This is a genomic window from Streptomyces sp. NPDC031426 (genome assembly GCF_055581585.1).
Map to the genome: position 1 here is coordinate 388,285 of NZ_JBVIJE010000007.1, position 23,462 is coordinate 411,746.

Below are 23,462 nucleotides of genomic sequence, written 5' to 3' on the forward strand. Positions count from 1 at the left end.
GTTCGGGACGGCCTGCCACAACGAGAGGCCCTGCGCCGGGAGTTGCTTGACAACTGCATAGGCGGGCCCCGTCTCCCCGAGTCGAAAAGACGGATCGCGCAGCGCCTGACTGCGCTTCGACCTCGCGGCGCACGCCGCGCCGGTTGCCTCCGCTGCTCGTCTCGTACGAGCGGCGCAGAGGGGAGCCGGAGATCCCGTCTCCAACGGCGCGCGGCCCCGGTGCTCGAACACCGGGGCCGCTGTTCGGGCCGTTGCCACCTGCTAGGGAGAACACGACCCATGGACCACATCGTGACTGTTCAGGACGCTGTTACCGCGTTCGAGCCGTGGATGGAGCCCACGGACGCGGAGCTGGACGCCATCGACGCGGAGATGCCCGTCATCCGCGCGGAGATGGAGTTGCTGGACGCGCAGATCGTCGTCATCGACCGCACGCCGTGCGAGCTGGACGAGCGGCGGATCCGCCGGGCCCGCCGGCGCGTGCTCGCCGCGCACCGCGACCACGTCAACGGCCTGTCCGGGCAGACGGGCGGTGCCGCATGAACCTGCACCGCAAGGGCCGCGCCGCCCTGGTGCTGGCGCTGGTCGCCGTCGTCGCGATGGCGTTCCGGGTGTCCTGGAACGCCCTGCGCGACATCGCGGGCGCCATCGGCGCGGACGGCACGGCGGCGACGCTGTACCCGTTCGTCGTCGACGGCCTCATGGCCCTGGCCCTGATTGCGACGCTCGTGCTCGCCGGGCGGGATCGGACGTTCGCGCTGCGGGTGCTGGCGGCCTACACGATCGCCTCGCTCGTGCTGAACTACGTGCACGGCCTGGTCCCGGAGCTGCACGGCCGCTCGGTCGACTGGGGTCGACTGGCCGACTGGGACCCGGCGAACTGGGCGCTCGTGCTGCTCGCCACGTCGCTGCCGGTCGGGTCGATCTACTTCGGTTCGGACCTCGTGGCGAAGGTGCTGCACCACCGCCCCACCCCGATCGCGGCTCCGACCGCGAATGCGGAGGAATCGACCAGTACCGAGATGAATCGGTCTAGTTCTGACCTTGCGGTATCGACCCCGGCGCCGATCACGTCGAACGTCACGGCGCTGCCCCGACCGGTGGCCGTCGGCTTCCTGAAGTCGACCATCCCGAGCAAGCCGGTCAAGGCCATCGAGCAGCCGAGTGTGACACCGATCGAGCGGCGCACGGTGGCTGCCGAGTCGAGTCGGCCACGCCGGGCCACGGGCCGTGTGCCCGAGGTCGCCCGCGCCCCGCGGCTGAAGCGGACTCCGGATGAGTTGCTCGACGAGGCTCGGAAGGCGACGGCCGATTGGCCGGACGCCAAGCTGACTGCCGAGGGCATCCGTCGTGAGGTTCGCACCTCGCCGGCGAACGCCCGTACCCTGCGCGACACCCTGCGTGCCGAACGCGGCCTTCTGGTCGCCTGATGGCCGCGCTGCCCGTCTACCGGTGGCACCTGGCCCCGGACGGCTACGCCACCCGCCGACAGCTCCGCGCCCTCGGCTTGCGCCCCGGCGGTCAGGACGTGGCCGCGCAGCTCGAACGGCCCCGGCGCCGGCGGGGCCCGCTGGTCGCCTACCTCTACCGTGTCGACCGCGCCAAGCCGGTGCGTCCGATGACCCCGGCCCGGTGGGCGGCCCTGGTCAAGGCCAACGCCGCCCGCCGCCTCTGCCCCGCCTGCCGCCGGGATGCGGGATACGTCATCCCGCCGTCGCTCGGCATGTGCTCTGCCTGCGCTTTTTCCGACAACGCCCCGGAGGGTGCGTCATGGAACAGCTCCCCGCACACCGCCCGCTGACTGTCGTGCAGCTCCCCGACGGCAGCCACGTCTACGCCGACCCCACCGCGCTGCCCGCCCAGCAGCCCGCCGGGCCGCAGGTGGTGCACATCCACCAGGCGCCGCCGGACCGCACGGTGCAGCGCGTCGCGCTGGGCTCCGGGGTCGGTGCCGGTGCGGTCGCGGCCGGCGTCTACTTCGGCCCGCTGCTCGTCGGCGTGCTGACCGCCATCGCCGCGAACATCGCGATGCTCGCGTTCATCGCGCTGGTGCTCGGGTGGGCCGTGGTCACCGTCGTCCGCTCGGTCACCACCGGCACCAAGAGCACCGGCAGGAGCGGCCGGAAGGGCCGCTGAAACGCCCCGAGGCCGTAGACGGCCCACAGAGCGCCCGAGGGGCCTTCCGCGTGGGGTTTGACCCCCGGAAGCCTGTTCGCCCGCCATAGACCCCATAGCGACGCAGGGTGACGGAAGTTTCCGTCCTCGCGCGCGCACGCGTAGGGGCCGCCTCGGAAACCAGGAAACCGGAAACACGCTCACTCCGCGTAACACACATGCGTGGTGACGGGCCGTCGCAGGGCCCGCCACCACCAACCCACCGAACCCTTGAGAAGAGGACACCGTGAGTCAGTCCCAAGTCTGGCGTACCCACCGCCAGTACGCCGCCACGGCCGCCCGCTGGACCGCCGACCGGTGGCGCAAGGAAGCCGAGCGCCGTTCCGCGCTGCGCGCCGAACGCAAGCCGCTCGTGCGCGATGCCCGCCGCGCGCTGGCCACCGCGCGCGCCATCGACCCCGAGGGCGTCACCCCGCTGCGCCACCGCGCCGAGCGCGAGCTGCGCACCGCCAAGCGGCGCGTGCCGGACCCGATGTGGCTGTTCGCCACCAAGACCGCCGCCGCTCTCGGTGTCGCCGGGTACGTGTGGCTGCCGCACGTCTCCACCCGCGTGTGGGTGTGGTCGGCCGTCGCCGTGGTGGCCGCCGTCACCGCCCTGTCGGTGTGGATCGCGGTGCACGAGCGCGACACGACTGGACTCAAGCCCACCGCTGAAGAGTCGGCGCTGCTGAAGCGGTTGCAGCCGCAGCACTGGAAGGAGCACGCCGAACAGCGCGGCCTGTCCGGCACGCTGACCGGCCGGCCGAAGCTGACCGAGGCGGGCATCGTCGTCGCCGTCCGCCTGGACGGCACGTGGACGGCGACCAAGCTCCGCGCCGCCGAGGACCACATCCGCGCCCTGCTCGGGGCCCGCACGAGCCTGCGCATGCAGATCAAGGCGGGCAAGCAGGGCGGCTGGGCCGAACTGATCCTGCGCACCCGCAGCGCGGCCGACGGCGACGACCTGACGTGGACGCCTGAACGCCGCTCCCTCGGCATCGACACCGTGACCGGTGAGCAGGTGACCGTGCCGCTCGGGGAACGGCTGCTGATCGCCGGGCGGTCCGGGGCGGGCAAGAGCGTGGCGTCCCGGCCGCTGCTGTATGAGGCGTCCGAGGGCGCGGCGAACGCGCTCGTCATCATCGACCTCAAGCGTGTGGAAGGCCGCCTGTGGGACCACCGGGCCCGCGTCGCCTCCACCCCGCGCGAAGTCGTCGACGTGGTCGACGAGCTGGAGACGGAGATGCTGGAACGGCTCTCCGTCCTGCCCAAGGGCCAGGACACCTGGACCCCGACGGCGGACCGGCCGCGCATCACGGTCGTGGTCGATGAAGGCGCCGAAGTCATGACCGCCGCTGACAAGGTCCCCTACGAGACCGAGACGAGCGACGGCAAGACCCGCACCGTCAACCGGTCCGCGCTGCCGGGGCTGGAGTCGCTGGCGCGGATGGGCCGCGCGGCGTGCATCGACCTGTGGTGGATGACGCAGAAGCCCACCATCGGCGACGGCATCCCCAAGCAGATCGCCCCGCAGATCGGCGTCTCCATCTGCCTCGCGGTCCGCACCCCGGCCGAGGCCCGCGTCGTCCTCGGGGAGGACGCACAGGCCAAGGGCTGGAACGCCGACGAACTCCCGGTACCGGGTGTGGCGCTGATCCGGGACGGCAAGCGCAAGCCCGACCCTGTCAAGGTCCGTTACATGGACAAGGCCGTGGTCATCGCTCTGCCCGACCGCACGCCGTGGTCCCGCAGCGTGGCTCCCACGGTGGAAGCCGCGGGCGCCCCGACGCTCACCCTCGTCAAGGACACCGCGACCGAGGCGGCCCCGCTCCCGGATGGCGCCGCCGCCCGTGTGCTGAAGGCCATCGAGACCGCTGACGAGCCGGTCCGGCAGAAGGACTTGGTCACGCTCACGGGCCTGTCCAAGGGCGCCGTGTCCAAGGCGGTCAAGACCCTCACTACCGACGGCGCGATCGTCCGCACCACGGACGGCTGCCTGACCGCCACGCGCGGCGACGAGTCCGCCGCCGCCTGACCCAGCCGCACAACGACGACGGCGGCCCCCTTCCGCCAAGAACCGGGGCCGCCGCCTTCCACCAGACCGTCAACAGACCCGTGGAGGTCTCCCAGCATGACCCAACCGACCACCTTCCGGCGAGACGGCGAGCGGCCGTTACTCCTGGATCTCTTCTCGTGCGCTGGCGGCGCCGCCATGGGGTACCTGCGCGCCGGCTTCCGCGTGCATGGCTGCGACATCGCCCACCGGCCGAACTACCCCTTCCCGTACCACCGGGGTGACGCGCTCGCCTACCTCGCTCACCTCATCGCCACGGGCGAGATCCGCCGGTACGCGTTCGTGCACGCCTCCCCGCCCTGCCAGGACAAGTGCACGCTGACGGTGGGCACCAACCGTTCCCAGGGGTGGGGTGGAGCCCACGTCGACCTTGTGGCACCCACCCGCGCCCTGCTCGATGAGACGGGCCTGCCGTACGTCATCGAGCAGCCCAACGGACGTGCGGAGATCCGCAAAGACCTCACCCTGTGCGGGGAGATGTTCGGTCTCGGAGTGATCCGGCACCGCAACTTCGAGGCCGGCGGCTGGACCGTGCCACAGCCCGAGCACCAGCCGCACCGGGGCCGCGTGCGCGGCTACCGTCACGGCCGCTTCTACGACGGCCCGTACGTGGCCGCCTACGGCAACGGTGGGGGCAAGCCCACCGTCCGGGAGTTGCAAGCGGCGATGGGCATCACGTGGACCGACGTGCGCGAGGAACTGACCGAGGCCATCCCGCCCGCCTACAGCGAGTACATCGGCCGCGCCTTCCGGGCCTCTCGCGCTGCGTGGGGGGTGGCGGCATGAGCGAGTACCTGCGCACCGCGCTCGCCCTGGCTGCCTCTCGGGTCCCGGTCCTGCCGCTGCGGGTGGGCAAAGTCCCCTTCGGCAACTGCACGGCGTGCGTGGACAACGCGTGCGGCGGCCGGCCGAACATGAAGACCCCCGGACCGTGCTCGTGCCTCGGTCCCTGCCACGGCTGGGCCGCCGCGACCACTGATGCGGACGTCATCGCCTCGGTCGGGTGGCGGCGCGCGTGGATGCGCGCGAGCGCGGTCGCCTACCACCCGGGCGGGGCGGGGCTGACGGTCGTGGACCTGGACGACGCCGATGCGGTCCACTGGGCCCGCGAGAACCTGCCGGCCACGCAGACCGTGCCCACGACCCGGGGCGAGCACTGGCTCTACCTGGGCCGCATGCCGTCCGCGAACGGCGTGCGGCCCGGCGTGGACATCAAGTCCACCATGGCCTACGCCCGCTATCTCGGGCCCGGCACCGGCACCATGACCGCCCTGCCGGACACCGTCCGCGCCCTGGCCGTCAAGGCGCCCGCTCCGGTCCGCCCGGCGCCGCATGCCGTCGCCATGCCCGCACCAGCCGGGGGCGGGCAATGCCCGCACCGAACGCCCGCCTACCTCGCCCGTGGAATCGCCATGGCCGAGCAGCGCATCACCGAGGCGTCCAGCGCCGTGCACACGACCGTGTACCGCACCTTCCTGGCGGTGCTGTCCACGCACGGCCGGTGCGGCTGCCTCACCGACACCCACATCGGACGGTTGTTCGCCGCCGCGCAGGCCAAGGGCGAGTCCCTGCGGCACTGCACGGACGCGTGGACCAACGCCCAGACCACGTTGGGGCTGTGAGCATGTCCGACGACGACAAGAACCCGGCCCGCGAGGTCATCACCGACTACGCGCAATCCCACTTCCGCTACTTCCGCACCGCAGACGGCACCGTGTACGCGCAGCGCAACGGCCACCCCGTGGCCCGCCCGATCCGTTCCCAGGGCACCACGGGCAGCCACCGGCAGGAACTCATGGTCGGACTGTTCCGCGACGGTCTGGGCGTGTTCAACGGCACCGCCATGAAGGAGGCGCTAGACCTGATCGAAGCGTTGGCGATGACCGGGGACGTGCAGCCCGTGCACATCCGCGTCGCCCCGGGATTCGACGGGGCGACGTGGCTGGACCTGGGCCGCAGCGATGGGCAGTCCGTCCGCATCCACCCCACCGGCTGGGACATCGCTATCCCGGACCCGCAGGAAGTCTGCTGGCGCCGTACCCAGCTCACCGGGGAACTGCCCCTGCCGGTCAAGGACACCGACGGCAAGGGCATCGACCTTCTGATGCGGCTGTGCAACTTCGCCACCGCCGAGACCGAGTGCCTGGCCATCGCCTGGCTCATCGGCTGTCTCGGTCCGTCTGTGCCCGTCCCGGCCCCGTTCCTCACCGGGCCGCAGGGCGCGGGCAAGTCCACCGGTGGGCGGATGCTCGTGCGGATCATCGAGGGCATGACCGGAGACCTGCGCCGGGCCCCGAAGGACGAGGAGAACCTGATCACGGCGGTGGCGGCCGGATGGGTCACCGCCCTGGACAACCTCTCCCACCTGACCCCGGAACTGTCCGATGCGATGTGCTGCATCGTGACCGGCGCGGAGAACGTCAAGCGCGCGCTGTTCACCGATGGGGACGTCTTCCGGGTCGGCTACCGCCGGCCGCTGCTGCTGACCGGCATCGACGTCGGTGTCCTCCGGGGCGACCTCGCCGAACGACTCCTGCCGCTGAGGCTGGAACGCCCCCGCGTGAGGCGCACCGAGACGGAACTGTGGTCCGACTTCGCAGAGGCGCTGCCGGTCATCCTCGGTTCGCTCCTGGACCTCACCGTGCAGGTCCGGGCTGCTGAGGCGGACACTCCGACCGACCTGCGGATGGCCGACTTCGCGCACTTGTGCGCGCAGCTCGACACCGCGACTGGTCTCGGGGCGCTCGCCGCGTACCGCGCCAGCCTGGACGACCTCAACGACGATGTGATCGAGGGCGACTTGTTGGCGCAGACCGCGATCAAGCACGCCGCCGGCCTGAAGCCGGGGACCGAGCAGCGGATGACGTCCGCCGAATGGCTGCACGCCTTCACGGGCCTCTACACGGGCGAGGAGTGCCGCCCTCTGCCTAAGGGGTGGCCGACGACCGGCAAGGTGCTCTCAGACCGCCTCAAGCGCCTTCAGCCCACACTCGCAGCCCGGGGCGTCCTCATCGACTGGGGCCGCACCAAGTCGTCCCGCTACATCGAGATCGCGCGATCGGCCTCCGACTCGACCGCGCACGAGCAGGAACCGGCGTTCTGACCGGGTGGTCGATCACCCCGGACAAGCAAGAGGAGCACCCGACGCCGCGTGCTCCTCTTGCTGTTCGGCGGCGGCGCCGCCCTGCGAGGGTCGCGCCGCGAAGCGGCCCGTTCTTCACTCTTTGAGCCGCGCACCACAACAGACACCACCCCTCTCTGTCCGAAGTAGGAAGACGCTGCGTCACCTGCGTCACCCACACCCCGAAAGCGGCCGGTGAACAGCCTAAAGACGGGTGACGCAGACGGCCGATCCCTGCGTCACCCCGCGTCACCTGCGTCACCCGATGACGGAGGTCTGCGTCACCGGGTGACGCGCGCTCACAGTCCTGCGTCACCCCGAAACCGCAGGTCAGGGGCCCGAATGACGCAGATGACGCAGGTGACGCAGAAATCCGTACCTCGGACACACGTGCACCCAGCACCGGCCCCCAAGGACTGCCCACAGGAGTGCCCACATGAGCGTCACCGACCTGGACACCACCCGACTCGCCAAGGCCAACGGTCCGGCCCCCGTCCTCCTGACCGTCGAAGAGGCCGCCCGCTGCCTCCGCATCGGCCGCACCACCTGCTACGCCCTCATCCGCACCGGAGAACTGGAGTCCCTGACCATCGGCGGACTCCGACGCGTCCCCGCCGACGCCCCCGCCGCCTACCTCGCCCGCCGCCGCGCCGAGCAGCGCGCCGCCTGATCACACCGTTCCGGAGCGCCGCCCGACAGCCGGGCGGCGCTCCGGGTCTGTCTGCCTCGCACCGACCGGAGGAACTGCCAGTGGCAGAGGAGAAGAAGCGCACTCGCCGGGCCAACGGCGAATCGGCCCTTTACCTGGGCAAGGACGGCCGCTGGCACGCCCGTGTCCCGATGGGCTACAAGGACAACGGGGAGCCGTACCGCCGCCACCTGACGCGCCCCACGCGAAAGGAGCTGGTGGACGAGGTCCGGCGCCTGGAGAAGCAGCGCGACGAAGGGTCGGCGCGCCAGCCCGGAAAGCCGTGGACGGTGGCGAAGTGGCTTGAGCACTGGGTCGAGAACATCGCCAAGCCCGTCGTGAGCGAGAACACCTACGCCGGTTACGAGGTCGCCGTCCGGGTGCACCTGGTGCCGGGCATCGGTAAGCATCGCATCGACCGCTTGGAGCCTGAACACCTGGAGAGCCTTTACCGCCGGATGCAGAGCGCCGGCAGCAAGCCGGGTACCGCCCACCAGGCTCACAGGACGGCCCGCACGGCTCTGGGGGAAGCGGTGCGGCGCGGTCACGCGGCGAAGAACGCCGCCGCGCTGGCGAAGCCTCCCAGGATGGAAGAGGACGAGACGGAGGTAGAGCCCTACTCGGTCGATGAGGTGCAGAGCCTCCTACTCGAAGTGAACAAGCGTCGCAACAGTGCTCGCTGGATGCTGGCACTGGCGCTCGGACTGCGGCAGGGCGAGACGCTCGGACTGCGATGGTCCGACGTGGACCTTGCCAACGAGTACCTGAAGCTTCGCCGGAACCGGCTGCGGCCGAAGTACGAGCACGGGTGCGGTGAGGCGGCGCCGTGCGGCCGGAAGGCCGGCTACTGCCCGGCCCGGGTGCAGGTGCGGCGCGAGACGAAGAACACGAAGTCACGCGCCGGGCGTCGCGCCGTGCCTCTCCCCGGCCCGCTGGTCGTGATGCTCCGCTCCCACAGGGAGGCGCAGGCCCGGGAACGCGCGGCGGCCGGGAACCTGTGGACCGAGTCCGAGTACGTGTTCACCAAGCCGTTAGGCGGCCCGCTCAGTCCGAACACGGACTACCACGACTGGAAACGGCTGCTGGAAGACGCCGGCGTCCGCGACGGGCGACTGCACGACGCGCGGCACACCGCGGGCACCGTGCTCATGCTGCTCGGGGTCCCGGACCGAGTCATCGACCAAATCATGGGTTGGGAGCCGGGCGGCGCCGCTCGGATGCGGGCGCGGTACCTGCACGTGACCGATCCCATGCTCAAGGAGGCGGCCCGGAAGATCGAGCGCGCCATCTGGGGAGCCTCAGAAAACCTCGCTGTGGACAAAGACCAGGACAACGAGAAGTAGGGACAACGTCGAAGGACCCCCTGTTTCCAGGGGGCCCTTCGACATCGTGCCCGGTGAGGCACTGGCGGAGGATACGAGATTCGAACTCGTGAGGGGTTGCCCCCAACACGCTTTCCAAGCGTGCGCCCTAGGCCTCTAGGCGAATCCTCCGCCGGAAACATTACATGACCGAGGGGAGTGCTCGCGAACTCGTTCCCGCAGGCCCGTATCGGGTGCGGCCGTGGGTCGTGATCGGGTACGGACCGTGGGCCGCGATCGGGTAATGTGGGGCGCAGCCCCTCACGCGGCGCTATCTGACTGAACTCCCCCAGGGCCGGAAGGCAGCAAGGGTAGGTCGGCTCTGGCGGGTGCGTGGGGGGCCCTTGCGTTCCCGGGTCGGTCCGGACATCGTCGGGGCGTCCGCGGCCGGGACCGGTTGTCAGTGGGCGCCTATAACCTCGTATGCGTGTCGTCTCTCGCGCTGTACCGCCGCTATCGTCCGGAGACCTTTGCCGAGGTCATCGGGCAGGAGCATGTCACCGACCCGCTGCAGCAGGCGCTGCGGAACAACCGGGTCAATCACGCGTACCTGTTCAGCGGTCCGCGCGGCTGCGGCAAGACGACGAGCGCACGCATCCTCGCCCGCTGCCTGAACTGTGAGCAAGGTCCCACTCCGACCCCGTGCGGCGAGTGCCAGTCGTGCCGGGACCTGGCGCGCAACGGCCCGGGCTCGATCGACGTCATCGAGATCGACGCGGCCTCTCACGGTGGCGTGGACGACGCCCGTGAACTGCGCGAGAAGGCGTTCTTCGGCCCCGCGAGCAGCCGGTACAAGATCTACATCATCGACGAGGCCCACATGGTCACGTCGGCCGGTTTCAACGCGCTGCTGAAGGTCGTCGAGGAGCCGCCGGAGCACCTCAAGTTCATCTTCGCGACCACCGAGCCCGAGAAGGTCATCGGCACCATCCGGTCACGGACCCATCACTACCCCTTCCGGCTGGTGCCGCCCGGAACCCTGCGGGACTACCTCGCCGAGGTGTGCCAGAAGGAGGACATCCCGGTCGAGGACGGCGTGCTGCCCCTCGTCGTGCGGGCCGGCGCGGGTTCCGTGCGTGACTCCATGTCCGTCATGGACCAGCTCCTCGCCGGCGCCGGCGAGGAAGGTGTGACGTATGCCATGGCCACCTCCCTCCTCGGCTACACCGACGGCTCGCTTCTCGACTCCGTCGTCGAGGCTTTCGCCACCGGTGACGGGGCCGCCGCCTTCGAGGTCGTCGACCGTGTCATCGAGGGCGGCAACGACCCGCGCCGTTTCGTCGCCGACCTGCTGGAGCGGCTCCGGGACCTGGTGATCCTCGCCGCCGTGCCGGACGCCGTGGAGAAGGGGCTCCTCGACGCCCCGGCCGACGTCCTGGAGCGCATGCAGGCCCAGGCCTCCACCTTCGGCGCCGCCGAGCTGAGCCGCGCCGCCGACCTCGTCAACGCGGGCCTGACGGAGATGCGCGGCGCCACCTCGCCCCGCCTCCAGCTGGAACTGATCTGCGCGCGCGTGCTGCTGCCCGCCGCCTATGGCGACGACCGGTCGCTGATGGCCCGCCTCGACCGTCTCGAACGCGGCGTCCACTTCTCGGGCGGCGGCGGCATGCCCGCCATGGGTTACGTCCCCGGCCCCGAGGCCCACGGCACCGGCGCCCCCCTGCCCTCGGTACCGCCCGGAAGCGGCCCGGCGGCGGCCCGCGCGGCGGTACGAGCGGCTGGTGGGCCGGGGGCGGGTGATACCGGTGTTGGTGCGCCGGGTGTTGGTGGGTCTGGTGCTGCTGGTCCCGGCGGCCCTGGTGCCGGCGGCCCGGCTCCGGCGGCCCCCGCCCCCGCCCCCGCGGCCCCCACGCCATCCCCCGCAGCGGCTGCCCCCTCCGTCGAGGCCCCGGCATCGCCTTCCGCACCCCCCGCTGCCCAGGCCCCGGCCGGTGCTCCCACCCCGGCTCCCGCCGCTCCCGGTGCCTGGCCCACCGCCGCATCCGCCGGAAGCGGCCGACGCCCCGGTGGCTGGCCCACGGCAGCGGCACCGGCGGGCGGCGCACCCCAGGGCCAGGCCCCCGGCCGTGCCCCAGCCCAGCAGCAGCCCCCGGCAGCTCCGGCAGCTCCGGCGGCCCCCGCTGCCCCGGCGGCGCCCCCGGCCGCCCCGAGCGGTGGCCTCGACCCCCGCATGCTCTGGCCGAACATCCTGGAGGCCGTCAAGAACCGCCGCCGCTTCACCTGGATCCTGCTCAGCCAGAACGCGCAGGTGACCGGCTTCGACGGCACCACCCTCCAGCTCGGCTTCGTCAACGCCGGTGCCCGGGACAACTTCGCCGGCAGCGGCAGCGAGGACGTGCTGCGGGCGGCACTGGCCGAGCAGTTCAACGTGCAGTGGAAGATCGAGGCGGTCGTCGACCCGTCCGGCGGCGGTTCCGCACCGGCGCCCGCCGGGGGCTCGGGCTTCGGCGGCCCAGGCGGCTACGGCGCTCCCGCCGGGGGCGGCGGTGGCTACGGCACCCCGGCCGCACCCCGCCCCACGGTTCCCCAGCCGACCCCGCAGGCTCCCGCCGCGCCCCAGGCCGGCCCCAGCTCCGCCACGGCGGCACCCACGCCTGCCCCCCGGCCCGACGCCGCGCCCGAGCCGCCCCCGGTCGCCCCCGAGGACGACATCCCCGAGGACGACGACCCGGACCTGGACGAGTCGGCCCTCTCCGGCCACGAACTGATCGTGCGGGAACTGGGCGCGACGGTGGTGGAGGAGTTCTCGAACGAGTAGCCGACCGGGACGGCGACGACGCGCGAGTGGCCCCTCTTTGGAGGAAACCCCAACAAACCCGCCCCCCGACCTTCGGCAACCTTGCCATTAGGCTGACCCCGTGAAGGTCCTCGTCATCGGTAACGGCGCCCGCGAACACGCCCTGTGCCGCTCCCTGTCCCTCGACCCCGACGTCACCGCGCTGCACTGCGCCCCAGGCAACGCCGGCATCGCCGAGGTCGCCGAGCTGCACCCGGTCGACGCGCTCGACGGCAAGGCGGTCGCCGAGCTGGCCGCCGGCCTCGGTGCCGACCTGGTCGTCGTCGGCCCGGAGGCCCCGCTGGTCGCCGGCGTGGCCGACGCCGTCCGCGCGGCGGGCATCCCGGTGTTCGGCCCGTCCAAGGAGGCCGCGCAGCTGGAGGGCTCCAAGGCCTTCGCCAAGGACGTCATGGCGGCGGCCGGCGTGCCGACCGCCCGCTCCTACGTGTGCACGACGGCCGACGAGGTCGCCGAAGCGCTCGACGCCTTCGGCGCCCCCTACGTCGTCAAGGACGACGGCCTCGCCGCCGGCAAGGGCGTGGTCGTCACCGACGACCTGGCGGCCGCCAAGGCCCACGCCGCCGCCTGTGAGCGCGTGGTCATCGAGGAGTTCCTCGACGGCCCCGAGGTGTCCCTCTTCGCGATCACCGACGGGGAGTCGGTCGTACCGCTCCAGCCCGCCCAGGACTTCAAGCGTGCCCTGGACGGCGACGAGGGCCCGAACACCGGCGGCATGGGCGCGTACTCGCCGCTGCCGTGGGCCGAGCCGAAGCTGGTCGACGAGGTGCTGGAGACGGTTCTGCAGCCCACCGTGGACGAGCTGCGCCGCCGCGGCACCCCCTTCTCCGGGCTGCTGTACGCGGGCCTGGCGATCACCAGCCGAGGTGTCCGGGTGATCGAGTTCAACGCCCGCTTCGGCGACCCCGAGACCCAGGTGGTGCTCGCCCGGCTGAAGACCCCGCCGGCCGGCCTCCTGATGGCCGCCGCCACCGGCAACCTCGCCGATCTGCCGCCGCTGCGCTGGAGCGAGGACGCGGCCGTCACGGTCGTCGTCGCCTCGCACAACTACCCCGCCACCCCCCGCACCGGCGACCCGATCACCGGTCTGGACGAGGTGGCCGCCGAGGACGCCCCGCACGCGTACGTGCTGCACGCCGGGACCAGGCGGGACGGCGACGCCGTCGTCAGCGCGGGCGGCCGGGTGCTGTCCGTCACCGCCACCGGCAAGGACCTGACCGAGGCGCGCGAGCGGGCGTACCGGGCGGTGGGCCGGATCCGGCTGGACGGCTCCCAGCACCGCACGGACATCGCCGCGAAGGCGGCCCAGGCCGCACCGGCGGCAACCGCCTGACCTGCCCCCTCCTGATGAAGGCCCCGGACCCACAATCCGGGGCCTGATCTTTGCTGTCTGTCACTCACCTCTGACCAAAGCCATTCCATCGAGTGAGCAATCGTCCATACGGCTGACGGGGGCCGGGGCCCCAACTAGGGTGCCGCGCATGCGTTCCGGCACTTGGCCCACCGGCATTGCGATGTCAGTGGCGGGTGCCACAGTGGGGGAGTGAGCACCACCAGGCAAGCACGGCATCGGCGGCGAGGGGGTGAGGGCGGGACGTGACCGGAATCGGTGCGGAAATGGGCGCGCAGGCCGCGCGCTCCCGGGCTCTCGCCGTACTGCGGGTCCGGGGCCGGGCGCTGGCCGTGGCCGTGCTGCCCGCGGCCGCCGCGGTGATCCTGCTGACCGGCGGCTCCACCGGCCACTTCGTCGGCCGGGGCTGGGACGTGACCCGCTGGGTCGTGGGCCTGCTCGCCGTGCTGGTGCTGCTGGCCGCCACCGGTATCGCCCTGGTCGTGGCCCGGGCCCGCCCCGCCGTCAGCCCCACGGTGCCGGTCCCGGAGGAGTCCGCCCCGGATCTGTACCGGATGGTGCGCGACCTCGCCGACCGGCTGGACGTGCCGCCCCCTTCGGCCATAGCGCTCACCCCGGACTGCGACAGCTGGCTGGAGGACCGCACGCACTCGGCCCACGGCCCGCCGCAGCGCTCCACGCCCGACGAGGACGAGCTGGCGGGTCCGGGCCGCCGCCGCGCGCCGGTCGCCCCGGTGCTCGTCATCGGCTCCCCGTTCCTGTGGTGGATGCGCGTCGGCGAGCTGCGCGCGGTCCTCGCCCCTGTCATCGCCGGTACGGGCCCTTCGGCGCACCCGGACATAGCCGCAGCCCGGCGCTTCGTGCGCGGCCTGGACGCGGCCGTCGCGGTCGCCTCGACACCGGGCCGCTGCCCGGCGACACGCGGTGTGTGCGCGGCCCTCGGCTGGGTGGCCCGGCTGCTGTTGCGCGGCTGCCGGGAGCACGCGACGCAGATGGAGCGCGGGGTCGCCGCGGCGGCGGCCGAGCGGGCCCAGGCCGTCGACTACGGCCTGCGGATCGTCGCCCAGGAGCAGGTCGGTCTCGCCTACGCCGGCTGGGACCGGCTGTTGACCAGGGTCGCGGTGCCCGCCTGGCGCATGGGCCGCTGGCCCTCGCGGCTGGACGCGGGCGTGGTGGCGGCGCTCACCGAGCTGTCCCGGCGCGACCGCCTGGCGGAGGGCTTCACCTCCCGGCTCGGCGAGCGGCCCGCGTGCGACCTCCTGGAGGAGCCGGGTGCCGTGGACGAGGCCGCGTCCCTCCTCGCCGCCCGTCTCTTCCACGGCGGCCCCGCGGAGCCCGGTCCGGACTGGGCGCCGGTGGACTGGCAGGCGTATCCGGAGGAGGTCGTCGACCGCACCTGGCGCGCCGACGCGGCCCGCCTGCACCGCGTGCTGGACTCCCTGGGCGTCCGCCCCTCCCTCGACCCCACGACCCCCGACCCCGGCGGCCCCACCCTGGCCCGAGTTCTGGACCACCTCACGGAACACCCCTCGGAAGCGGCGATACCGAAATCCCCACACCTCATCCCGCAAGCCGCCGACGGCGAGGACGCCCCACAGGGGCCACCCGCACCCGACGACGAAAGCCGCACGGGTGGTGCGAGTGGGAACCAGAACCCCGCCGAGGGTGAGGACGAGGCGGACGTGTCCCATGCCGCCGAGGCGCCTCAGGCGACCCGCGAAGCCGAGGTGGGACCGCCGCCCGAAGACCCCGGCACGGAACGCAGCGCCACCCTCGCCGCGGGCCTGAGCGCCGCCCTGGCCCGCGAGGAGGCCGGCGCCCCGAGGTCCGGCGCGACCGCCACCGGCCGGACCCCGGAGAGCGCCCTGTGGGACGAGGGCGGCCTGCCGCTCTTCCCGCTGCAGCCCCCACGCACCGCCCGCGACCTGCTCACCGACCACGTCACGGCGATGGTGTGCTGCGCGGCCGTCGACACCGCGGGCGCGGTCCCCGCGCTGGACTGGCTGGACGGCCCCTCCCTCGTGCTGGGCGGCGAGCGCGCCACCGACCTCGTTCCCAAGGTGCTCAGCCTCATCGAGGAGGGAGACCCGGGCCCGCTGCGCGACTGGCTGGCCGCGTCCGGGATACGGCCGGAGAAGCCCGTACGGCTCGTCTAGGGGACCCGGCAGCGTCGTAAAACGGGAGTTCTGTCTTCCACTTCAGGTCAATTCGCAACGACTAGTGACCGAGCCCGTGCGTTATGTGATGTGCTGGGAGCGACCACGCACCTGGCAAGGGCGTGCGACATACGACAGCACGCCCGAGGACTGCGCGTACCACCGAGCACACCGGGCACACCGGGCACGGCGAGCACGGCGAGCACCACCGAGACAGGACGACACGGGGGCATGAGGGAGGGGAGCGACCATGGCCTCGGACCACATCCGCCGCTGGGAGTCGGGAGCGCTCGCGCACGCCGTCACGGACCCCTTCGGCCAGGGCCCGGTGCCCTGGCTGCGCGGCAGTGAGACCTACTTCGACGACACGGGCCATGTCGTGCCCTGGTACGTCGAACCGAGCCCGCAGCCGCTGAAAGGGGTCGGTCCCGCCCCGCGTGTGCCCGGCCCCCGCTCGGCGGACGACGTGCACCGCCAGATCAAGGGGTTCACCGCGACCGGCGCGGTCACGCCCGGCGCGGCGATCGACTTCCACGTCACGGTCGACCCGCCCCAGGAGTTCAGCGTCGACATCTACCGGATCGGCCACTACGGCGGCGACGGCGCCGCGAAGATCACCACCAGTCCGCGGCTGTCCGGGATCGTCCAGGCCCCGCCGCTGACCGCCGACCGCACGGTCTCCTGTCACCACTGGTGGCTGTCCTGGCGCCTCCAGGTGCCCTCCCACTGGCCCATCGGCGCCTATGTGGCCGTCCTCACCACCACCGACGGCTACCGCTCCCACGTGCCGTTCACGGTCCGCGACGACCATCCCGCCGACCTGCTCCTGCTGCTGCCGGACATCACCTGGCAGGCGTACAACCTGTATCCGGAGGACGGCCGCACCGGCGCCAGTCTGTACCACGCCTGGGACGACAGGGGCCGGCTGCTCGGCGAGGCCGACGCCGCGACCACGGTCTCCTTCGACCGGCCGTACGCGGGCGCCGGCCTGCCCCTGCACGTCGGGCACGCCTACGACTTCATCCGCTGGGCCGAGCGCTACGGCTACGACCTCGCCTACGCCGACGCCCGCGATCTGCACGCCGGCCGCGTCGACCCCGGCCGTTACCGGGGCCTGGTCTTCCCCGGGCACGACGAGTACTGGTCGGTGCCGATGCGCCGGGCCGTGGAGGACGCCCGCGACCACGGCACCTCACTGGTCTTCCTCTCCGCCAACACCATGTACTGGCAGGTGGAGCTGGGCCCCTCCCCGTCCGGTGTCCCGGACCGCCTGCTGACCTGCCGTAAACGCAAGGGACCCGGCAAGCCGGTCCTCTGGCGCGAGATCGACCGGCCCGAGCAGCAGCTGGTCGGCATCCAGTACGCGGGCCGGGTGCCCGAGCCGCATCCGCTGGTCGTCCGCAACGCCGACCACTGGCTGTGGGAGGCGACCGGCGCGCGCGAGGGTGACGAGATCGACGGCCTGGTCGCCGGCGAGGCCGACCGGTACTTCCCGCGCACCCCGCTGCCCGCGCACGAGGAGCGCATCCTGCTCGCCCACTCCCCGTACACCGACAACGACGGCGTCCTGCGCCACCAGGAGACCTCCCTGTACCGCGCCCCCTCCGGCGCCTGGGTCTTCGCCTCCGGCACCTTCGCCTGGTCCCCGGCCCTGGACCGCCCCGGCCATGTGGACCCCCGTGTCCAGCGCGCCACGGCGAACCTCCTCGACCGCATCTGCAAACGCGACTGACCGCCGGCGGCCCGCGCACGACCCCCTGGCCGAAACCGATCCCCCCGATAAGGGAGAATCGAGGCACTTGGACAGAACCACGGGGAGGAACCGTGTCCGGATTCGTAGAAAAGCCCGAGCCGATCCAGGTTCCGGGCCTGGTGCACCTGCACACCGGAAAGGTGCGCGAGCTGTACCAGAACGAGGCGGGCGACCTCGTGATGGTCGCCAGCGACCGCATGTCCGCGTACGACTGGGTGCTGCCCACGGAGATCCCCGACAAGGGCCGTGTCCTCACCCAGCTCTCCCTGTGGTGGTTCGACCAGTTGCGGGACCTGGCCCCCAACCACGTGATCAGCACCGAGGTGCCCGAGGGCGCCCCCGCCGACTGGGCGGGCCGCACGCTGGTCTGCAAGCAGCTGAAGATGGTCCCGGTGGAGTGCGTGGCCCGCGGCTATCTCACCGGCTCCGGCCTGGTCGAGTACGAGGAGTCCCGTACGGTCTGCGGCCTGGCCCTCCCCGAAGGCCTCGTGGACGGCTCGGAGCTCCCCGCCCCGATCTTCACTCCGGCCACCAAGGCCGAGGTCGGCGAGCACGACGAGAACGTCTCCTACGAGGAGGTCGCCCGCCAGGTCGGCGCCGACACCGCCGCCCAGCTGCGCCAGGCGACCCTCGCCGTGTACTCGCGGGCTCGGGACATCGCCCGCGACCGGGGGATCATCCTGGCGGACACCAAGTTCGAGTTCGGCTTCGACGGCGACGCCCTGGTCCTCGCGGACGAGGTCCTCACCCCGGACTCCTCCCGCTTCTGGCCGGCCGACCGGTGGCAGCCGGGCCGCGCCCAGCCGTCGTACGACAAGCAGTTCGTCCGGGACTGGCTGACCTCCGCCGCCTCCGGCTGGGACCGCAAGAGCGAGCAGCCCCCGCCGCCGCTGCCCGAGGAAGTCGTGCAGGCGACCCGGCAGAAGTACGTGGAGGCGTACGAGCGCCTCACCGGCCTCAGCTGGAGCTAGCAGCACGAAAAGACCCCGGTCCATGGGACCGGGGTCTTCTTCCAGAGCGGACGACGAGGCTCGAACTCGCGACCTCAACCTTGGCAAGGTTGCGCTCTACCAACTGAGCTACGTCCGCGTTGCGCCGTGGCGCGAGAGCAACTATACCCAACCTCGGTCGTGTGTGAGACGCACCGCCGCGCGTCGGTTTCCGGTGCCGGGCTTCGGGACGGCCGAGGAGCGGCGATCCCGCACGGTCACCAAGGCCGGCGCGGCCCGTTCGGCGATCTCCGCGACCGGGCGCCCCGTCGGCCGCGAGCGCCGACCGTACGGGAAGCCGAGGCGCTGGAGGGCAGCCCTGACGGAGATCGCGTCGGCGGCCAACCCCGGGTCCGCACAAGGGTGTCCGGCGTGCACGGTCGATGCACGGTCCAGAGATCCAGGCGAGCCGCTGGGCGCTGACGGCCGTCAGGGCGAACCCACGCACACCGGCCGCGAGCGCCGGTTCCAGGCGGCCAGGCAGCCCGGGCCCGGTGACGATCAGCACCTGGCAGGAGGGCACTTCGGCGCGCGCAGATGTGGCGTCCTTCACAGCACCGGCGCCCGGTATCCGATGATGCCGAGTATCAGAAGATGCCCGGTATCCGAAGATCCGGCGTGATCACAGGGGACACGAAAAAAGCCCCGGTCGCTGTGACCGGGGCTTTCCCTGGAGCGGACGACGAGGCTCGAACTCGCGACCTCAACCTTGGCAAGGTTGCGCTCTACCAACTGAGCTACGTCCGCACTGCTCCCGACCGGCTCCCACCGATCGGTGCGAGCACCAGCCTACCTGATCCACAAGAGTGGTCGTGACAACCGGTGCCGGAGCGGGTGACAGGAATCGCACACTGCGCCTTCCCCCTGGAAGGGGGATGTTCTGCTACTGAACTACACCCGCACGCTCCTCGGGGTTTCGGCTTTCCGGCCTCGCCCCTCGGCGTGCTCCAGACATTAGCTGATCAACAGGGGGGTGACGCAAGTCGGCTTCCCCTGGTGCCCGGTATGCCCAAGTGCGCGGCCCTCAGGGTCCGCTGACGAACCCTGAGGACTGCCCCTTCGCGGGCTCATGCGGCCGGCCGCTCGCGACGGCTCCCGGCACGCCTCACTGCGCGGCGCTGAACGCCTCGTAGACCTTCTTGGGGATGCGTCCGCGGGCGGGGACGTCCATCTTGTTGGCCTGGGCCCAGGCGCGGACGGCCGCCGGGTCGGGGGCGACCTCCGTCTGCTTGAACGCCTTGCCGGACCGCGACCGCTTGCGGCCGGCCTCGACGTAGGGCGCGAGCGCCTTGCGCAGTTTCTTGGCGTTGGTTTCGTTCAGGTCGATCTCGTACGACTTCCCGTCGAGTCCGAAGGCGATCGTTTCCGCCGCTTCCGAGCCGTCGATGTCGTCAAAGAGCGTGACCACGACCTTTTGCGCCACGAATATCGGTCCCTTCGTGCGGCACGTCGATACAGCTCACCGGCGACGACGTGCCGAGTATCGGCTATTGCCAATTCATTTGTACAGTGCTCGGCAATGCAAAGTGAAGCCCGACTAAATCCGTCCGCGTGTCCGAAGACAATAGGCGAACGGGGCGGACTGGGGAACTTTCCCAGAACTTTTCACGGGAGTACGGCTTCGACACCCGATCGTGATGCGCCTCACGTAGTTTCCTACAACTCTACCCGCGTAGAAATTTTGTGCGGGTAGTCTGAAGGGACCTGCTCAGCACCACACACCGGGAGTGCCAGTGGCACGCGTCGTAGTCGACGTCATGCTCAAGCCGGAGATCCTCGACCCCCAGGGCCAGGCGGTCCAGCGTGCGCTGCCGCGCCTGGGATTCGAAGGGATCTCGGACGTACGTCAGGGAAAGCGTTTCGAACTGGAAGTTGACGGGCCGGTCGACGAGGCCACGCTCGCCCGCATCCACGATCTCGCGGAATCCTTCCTCGCCAACACGGTGATCGAGGACTTCACCGTCAAGGTGGAAGAGGCCGCGGAAGTCGCGGAGGCGGCCAAGTGACCGCTCGTATTGGCGTCGTCACTTTCCCGGGCAGCCTCGACGATCAGGATGCCCAGCGCGCGATCCGTCTCGCGGGCGCCGAACCGGTCGCCCTGTGGCACAAGGACAAGGACCTCAAGCAGGTCGACGCCGTGGTCCTGCCCGGCGGTTTCTCCTATGGCGACTATCTGCGCGCCGGTGCCATCTCCCGGTTCTCGCCGGTGATGGAGACGGTCATCGAGCAGGCGAAGGCCGGACTTCCGGTGCTCGGCATCTGCAACGGCTTCCAGGTCCTCACCGAGGCCCACCTCCTCCCGGGCGCCATGCTCGGCAACGACCACCTCCACTTCATCTGCCGCGACCAGAAGCTGCGGGTGGAGAACGCGGAGACCTCCTGGACCAGCGACTACCGCGCCGGCCAGGAGATCCACATCCCGCTGAAGAACATGGACGGCCGGTACGTCGCCGACGAGTACACGCTGGACAAGCTGGAGGCGGAGGGCCGTGTCGTCTTCCGTTACCTCGACTTCAACCCGAACGGCTCGCTGCGGGACATCGCCGGCATCACCAACGAGGCCGGGAACGTCGTAGGACTCATGCCGCACCCCGAGCACGCCGTCGAGCCGCTGGTCGGTACGGGCCGTACCGACGGGCTCCCGTTCTTCACCTCGATCCTCAAGAAGCTGGTCAACGCATGAGCCGGACGCCTCTGGACACGGTCGAGCACGCGGCCGCGACCCCCGACGTCGAGCTGCCCTGGGCCGAACTCGGCCTGAAGAAGGACGAGTACGAGCGTGTGGTCGAGATCCTCGGCCGCCGCCCGACCGGCGCCGAGCTCGCCATGTACTCGGTCATGTGGTCCGAGCACTGCTCGTACAAGTCCTCCAAGGTCCACCTGCGCCAGTTCGGCGAGAAGGCGCCCCAGTCGGACGCCCTGCTCGTCGGCATCGGCGAGAACGCGGGCGTGGTGGACGTCGGCCAGGGTTACGCAGTGACCTTCAAGGTCGAGTCGCACAACCACCCCTCGTACGTCGAGCCCTACCAGGGCGCGGCCACGGGTGTCGGCGGCATCGTCCGCGACATCATCGCGATGGGCGCCCGCCCGGTCGCCGTGGTCGACCCCCTGCGCTTCGGCGCGGCGGACCACCCGGACACCAAGCGGGTGCTCCCGGGCGTGGTCGCGGGTATCGGCGGCTACGGCAACTGCCTGGGCCTGCCCAACATCGGCGGCGAGGTCGTCTTCGACGCCTGCTACCAGGGCAACCCGCTGGTCAACGCCGGTGCCATCGGTGTGATGCGGCACGAGGACATCCACCTCGCCAAGGCCTCCGGCGCGGGCAACAAGGTCATCCTGTACGGCGCCCGGACCGGCGGCGACGGCATCGGCGGCGCGTCGATCCTGGCCTCCGAGACCTTCGACGACGCCAAGCCGTCGAAGCGTCCGGCCGTGCAGGTCGGCGACCCCTTCCAGGAGAAGCTGCTCATCGAGTGCACCTTGGAGGCGTTCAAGGAGAAGCTGGTCGTCGGCATCCAGGACCTCGGTGCCGCCGGTCTCTCCTGCGCCACCTCCGAGCTGGCCTCGAACGGCTCCGGCGGCATGAGCGTCACCCTTGACGACGTCCCGCTGCGCGACTCCACGCTCTCGCCCGAGGAGATCCTCATGAGCGAGTCGCAGGAACGCATGTGCGCGGTCGTGGAGCCGGAGAAGGTCGACCGCTTCCTGGAGATCTGCGCGAAGTGGGACGTCATCGCCACCGTCATCGGTGAGGTGACCGACGGCGACCGGCTGGAGATCTTCTGGCACGGCGAGAAGATCGTGGACGTCGACCCGCGCACGGTGGCCCACGAGGGCCCGACGTACGAGCGTCCGTACGCCCGCCCGGACTGGCAGGACGCCCTGCAGGCCGACGACGCGAACAAGCTGCCGCGGCCGGAGACGAGCGAGGAGCTGAAGGACCAGGTCCTGAAGCTGGTCGCCTCCCCCAACCAGGCCTCCAAGAGGTGGATCACCCAGCAGTACGACCACCTCGTGCAGGGCAACACCGTCCTCGCGCAGCCGGAGGACTCCGGCATGATCCGCGTGGACGAGGAGACCGGCCTCGGCGTCGCCATCGCCACGGACGGCAACGGCCGTTACGCCAAGCTCGACCCGTACACGGGCGCGCAGCTGGCCCTGGCCGAGGCCTACCGCAATGTGGCCACCACCGGTGCCAAGCCCCTCGCCGTCTCCGACTGCCTGAACTTCGGCTCGCCCGAGGACCCGGCGGTGATGTGGCAGTTCGCCGAGGCCGTGCGTGGTCTGGCGGACGCCTGTCAGCAGCTGGGCACCCCGGTGACCGGCGGCAATGTCTCGCTCTACAACCAGACGGGCGAGGCGGCCATCCACCCGACCCCGGTGGTCGCGGTCCTGGGCGTGATCGACGATGTCGCGCGCCGCACGCCGGTCGCCTTCCAGGAGGAGGGCCAGCTGCTCTACCTCCTCGGCGACACCCGCGAGGAGTTCGGCGGCTCGGCCTGGTCCCAGGTGGTCCACGACCACCTCGGCGGCCTGCCCCCGAAGGTCGACCTGGAGCGCGAGCGCCTGCTGGCCGAGATCCTGATCTCCGCCTCCCGCGACGGCATGATCGACTCCGCGCACGACCTGTCCGACGGCGGCCTGGTGCAGGCGGTCGTGGAGTCCGCGCTGCTCGGCGGCAAGGGCGCGCGGCTGGTCGTACCGGACGGCCTGGACGCCTTCACCTTCCTGTTCTCCGAGTCGGCCGGCCGCGCGATCGTCGCGGTGCCGCGCTCGGAGGAGGTCCGCTTCAACGACATGTGCGGTGCGCGGGGCCTGCCGGCCACCCGGATCGGTGTCGTGGACGGAGACGCGGTCGAGGTCCAGGGCGAGTTCGCGCTCACCCTGGAGGAGCTGCGGAAGGCTCACGAGGAGACCATTCCGGCGCTGCTGGCGTAATCGCCGTACGGCCATGTGAGGGCCCCGTCCGGAGAGCCGGACGGGGTCTTCCGCATGCGGCCGCACGGCGAGGGAGAAGGCCG

Annotated in this window: 19 protein-coding genes, 4 tRNA genes and 1 other RNA gene; 19 read left to right on the forward strand and 5 right to left on the reverse strand. The window is 71.5% G+C overall.

The genetic code is table 11. From position 1 onward, the window contains the following. Window positions 1-279: 279 nt before the first annotated feature. From ACZ5NH_RS17340 to ACZ5NH_RS17385, 10 genes are all read left to right on the forward strand, one after another. Entirely contained in the window at window positions 280-543 is a 264-nt protein-coding gene (locus ACZ5NH_RS17340) for a DUF6284 family protein (RefSeq protein ID WP_468776072.1), read from the forward strand. Further along, window positions 540-1,430 carry a DUF2637 domain-containing protein gene (locus ACZ5NH_RS17345; protein ID WP_468776074.1) on the forward strand — a complete coding sequence of 297 codons (891 nt, stop codon included), beginning with the start codon at window positions 540-542 and terminating at the stop codon, window positions 1,428-1,430. Before ACZ5NH_RS17340 ends, ACZ5NH_RS17345 begins: the two co-directional genes overlap by 4 nt. Then, window positions 1,430-1,801, forward strand: coding sequence for an RRQRL motif-containing zinc-binding protein (locus ACZ5NH_RS17350; RefSeq protein ID WP_468776076.1), 372 nt, complete (start codon window positions 1,430-1,432; stop codon window positions 1,799-1,801). Before ACZ5NH_RS17345 ends, ACZ5NH_RS17350 begins: the two co-directional genes overlap by 1 nt. Next, window positions 1,771-2,136 (forward strand): DUF6251 family protein, encoded by a 366-nt coding sequence (locus ACZ5NH_RS17355; protein WP_468776078.1) that lies wholly within the window; start codon window positions 1,771-1,773, stop codon window positions 2,134-2,136. The genes ACZ5NH_RS17350 and ACZ5NH_RS17355 overlap by 31 nt, the downstream gene beginning before the upstream one ends. A 265-nt stretch (window positions 2,137-2,401) precedes the next feature. Then, window positions 2,402-4,189 (forward strand): MarR family transcriptional regulator, encoded by a 1,788-nt coding sequence (locus ACZ5NH_RS17360; protein ID WP_468776079.1) that lies wholly within the window; start codon window positions 2,402-2,404, stop codon window positions 4,187-4,189. A 96-nt stretch (window positions 4,190-4,285) separates the two neighbouring features. Continuing rightward, complete coding sequence (locus ACZ5NH_RS17365; protein WP_468776080.1) at window positions 4,286-5,014, forward strand: DNA methylase; 729 nt, start codon at window positions 4,286-4,288, stop codon at window positions 5,012-5,014. Further along, on the forward strand, window positions 5,011-5,850 hold the full coding sequence (locus ACZ5NH_RS17370; RefSeq protein ID WP_468776081.1) for a bifunctional DNA primase/polymerase: 840 nt from the start codon (window positions 5,011-5,013) through the stop codon (window positions 5,848-5,850). Before ACZ5NH_RS17365 ends, ACZ5NH_RS17370 begins: the two co-directional genes overlap by 4 nt. 2 nt (window positions 5,851-5,852) lie before the next feature. Further along, window positions 5,853-7,331: an ATP-binding protein gene (locus ACZ5NH_RS17375; protein ID WP_468776213.1), complete on the forward strand. Its 1,479-nt coding sequence runs from the start codon at window positions 5,853-5,855 to the stop codon at window positions 7,329-7,331. 454 nt (window positions 7,332-7,785) lie between these two features. After that, window positions 7,786-8,019 (forward strand): helix-turn-helix domain-containing protein, encoded by a 234-nt coding sequence (locus ACZ5NH_RS17380; RefSeq protein ID WP_223001287.1) that lies wholly within the window; start codon window positions 7,786-7,788, stop codon window positions 8,017-8,019. A gap of 80 nt (window positions 8,020-8,099) precedes the next feature. Further along, window positions 8,100-9,380 carry a tyrosine-type recombinase/integrase gene (locus ACZ5NH_RS17385; RefSeq protein WP_468776082.1) on the forward strand — a complete coding sequence of 427 codons (1,281 nt, stop codon included), beginning with the start codon at window positions 8,100-8,102 and terminating at the stop codon, window positions 9,378-9,380. Window positions 9,381-9,442: 62 nt separating this feature from the next. On the opposite strand, the gene ACZ5NH_RS17390 is transcribed toward ACZ5NH_RS17385, so the two are convergent. Then, window positions 9,443-9,530, reverse strand: a tRNA-Ser gene (locus tag ACZ5NH_RS17390). A gap of 121 nt (window positions 9,531-9,651) precedes the next feature. Between ACZ5NH_RS17390 and ffs the strand changes: the two genes are divergently transcribed. The 6 genes from ffs (at window position 9,652) to ACZ5NH_RS17420 (ending at window position 18,423) form a co-directional block, all read left to right on the forward strand. Continuing rightward, an RNA gene (gene ffs, locus ACZ5NH_RS17395) (signal recognition particle sRNA small type) lies at window positions 9,652-9,746 on the forward strand. A 79-nt stretch (window positions 9,747-9,825) separates the two neighbouring features. Next, window positions 9,826-12,156: a DNA polymerase III subunit gamma and tau gene (locus ACZ5NH_RS17400; protein WP_468776083.1), complete on the forward strand. Its 2,331-nt coding sequence runs from the start codon at window positions 9,826-9,828 to the stop codon at window positions 12,154-12,156. A 100-nt stretch (window positions 12,157-12,256) separates the two neighbouring features. After that, entirely contained in the window at window positions 12,257-13,525 is a 1,269-nt protein-coding gene (purD, locus tag ACZ5NH_RS17405) for a phosphoribosylamine--glycine ligase (protein WP_451551480.1), read from the forward strand. Between the two features lie 263 nt (window positions 13,526-13,788). Then, a complete protein-coding gene (locus tag ACZ5NH_RS17410; protein ID WP_468776084.1) occupies window positions 13,789-15,699 on the forward strand; it encodes a M48 family metalloprotease in 1,911 nt (636 codons plus the stop codon). Window positions 15,700-15,949: 250 nt separating this feature from the next. Further along, window positions 15,950-17,431: a N,N-dimethylformamidase beta subunit family domain-containing protein gene (locus ACZ5NH_RS17415; RefSeq protein ID WP_468776085.1), complete on the forward strand. Its 1,482-nt coding sequence runs from the start codon at window positions 15,950-15,952 to the stop codon at window positions 17,429-17,431. 92 nt (window positions 17,432-17,523) lie between these two features. Next, complete coding sequence (locus ACZ5NH_RS17420; RefSeq protein ID WP_388622446.1) at window positions 17,524-18,423, forward strand: phosphoribosylaminoimidazolesuccinocarboxamide synthase; 900 nt, start codon at window positions 17,524-17,526, stop codon at window positions 18,421-18,423. Between the two features lie 45 nt (window positions 18,424-18,468). On the opposite strand, the gene ACZ5NH_RS17425 is transcribed toward ACZ5NH_RS17420, so the two are convergent. The 4 genes from ACZ5NH_RS17425 to ACZ5NH_RS17440 all read right to left on the reverse strand — a co-directional run bounded on the left by ACZ5NH_RS17425 (window position 18,469) and on the right by ACZ5NH_RS17440 (window position 19,864). Continuing rightward, a tRNA-Gly gene (locus tag ACZ5NH_RS17425) sits at window positions 18,469-18,541 on the reverse strand. A 571-nt stretch (window positions 18,542-19,112) separates the two neighbouring features. Continuing rightward, window positions 19,113-19,188: transfer RNA gene (locus ACZ5NH_RS17430), tRNA-Gly, on the reverse strand. Window positions 19,189-19,270: 82 nt separating this feature from the next. Next, window positions 19,271-19,342 (reverse strand) — tRNA-Gly (locus tag ACZ5NH_RS17435). A gap of 204 nt (window positions 19,343-19,546) precedes the next feature. Next, window positions 19,547-19,864: a histone-like nucleoid-structuring protein Lsr2 gene (locus ACZ5NH_RS17440; RefSeq protein ID WP_388622444.1), complete on the reverse strand. Its 318-nt coding sequence runs from the start codon at window positions 19,862-19,864 to the stop codon at window positions 19,547-19,549. Between the two features lie 310 nt (window positions 19,865-20,174). Between ACZ5NH_RS17440 and purS the strand changes: the two genes are divergently transcribed. From purS to purL, 3 genes are read left to right on the forward strand one after another with little or no spacing between them, the layout of a single operon-like run. Then, window positions 20,175-20,447 carry a phosphoribosylformylglycinamidine synthase subunit PurS gene (gene purS / locus ACZ5NH_RS17445; RefSeq protein ID WP_388622442.1) on the forward strand — a complete coding sequence of 91 codons (273 nt, stop codon included), beginning with the start codon at window positions 20,175-20,177 and terminating at the stop codon, window positions 20,445-20,447. Further along, window positions 20,444-21,124 carry a phosphoribosylformylglycinamidine synthase subunit PurQ gene (gene purQ, locus ACZ5NH_RS17450; RefSeq protein WP_388622440.1) on the forward strand — a complete coding sequence of 227 codons (681 nt, stop codon included), beginning with the start codon at window positions 20,444-20,446 and terminating at the stop codon, window positions 21,122-21,124. The genes purS and purQ overlap by 4 nt, the downstream gene beginning before the upstream one ends. Then, entirely contained in the window at window positions 21,121-23,379 is a 2,259-nt protein-coding gene (gene purL, locus ACZ5NH_RS17455) for a phosphoribosylformylglycinamidine synthase subunit PurL (protein ID WP_468776086.1), read from the forward strand. The genes purQ and purL overlap by 4 nt, the downstream gene beginning before the upstream one ends. The last annotated feature ends 83 nt before the right edge of the window (window positions 23,380-23,462 follow it).

Bases quoted from the DNA above. Each gene is read 5' to 3' on its own strand.
- ACZ5NH_RS17380 (WP_223001287.1), top strand. From the start codon at position 7,786: ATGAGCGTCACCGACCTGGACACCACCCGACTCGCCAAGGCCAACGGT.
- ACZ5NH_RS17365 (WP_468776080.1), top strand. From the start codon at position 4,286: ATGACCCAACCGACCACCTTCCGGCGAGACGGCGAGCGGCCGTTACTC.
- purL (WP_468776086.1), top strand. From the start codon at position 21,121: ATGAGCCGGACGCCTCTGGACACGGTCGAGCACGCGGCCGCGACCCCC.
- ACZ5NH_RS17355 (WP_468776078.1), top strand. From the start codon at position 1,771: ATGGAACAGCTCCCCGCACACCGCCCGCTGACTGTCGTGCAGCTCCCC.
- ACZ5NH_RS17370 (WP_468776081.1), top strand. From the start codon at position 5,011: ATGAGCGAGTACCTGCGCACCGCGCTCGCCCTGGCTGCCTCTCGGGTC.
- ACZ5NH_RS17415 (WP_468776085.1), top strand. From the start codon at position 15,950: ATGGCCTCGGACCACATCCGCCGCTGGGAGTCGGGAGCGCTCGCGCAC.
- ACZ5NH_RS17350 (WP_468776076.1), top strand. From the start codon at position 1,430: ATGGCCGCGCTGCCCGTCTACCGGTGGCACCTGGCCCCGGACGGCTAC.
- ACZ5NH_RS17340 (WP_468776072.1), top strand. From the start codon at position 280: ATGGACCACATCGTGACTGTTCAGGACGCTGTTACCGCGTTCGAGCCG.
- ACZ5NH_RS17375 (WP_468776213.1), top strand. From the start codon at position 5,853: ATGTCCGACGACGACAAGAACCCGGCCCGCGAGGTCATCACCGACTAC.
- ACZ5NH_RS17345 (WP_468776074.1), top strand. From the start codon at position 540: ATGAACCTGCACCGCAAGGGCCGCGCCGCCCTGGTGCTGGCGCTGGTC.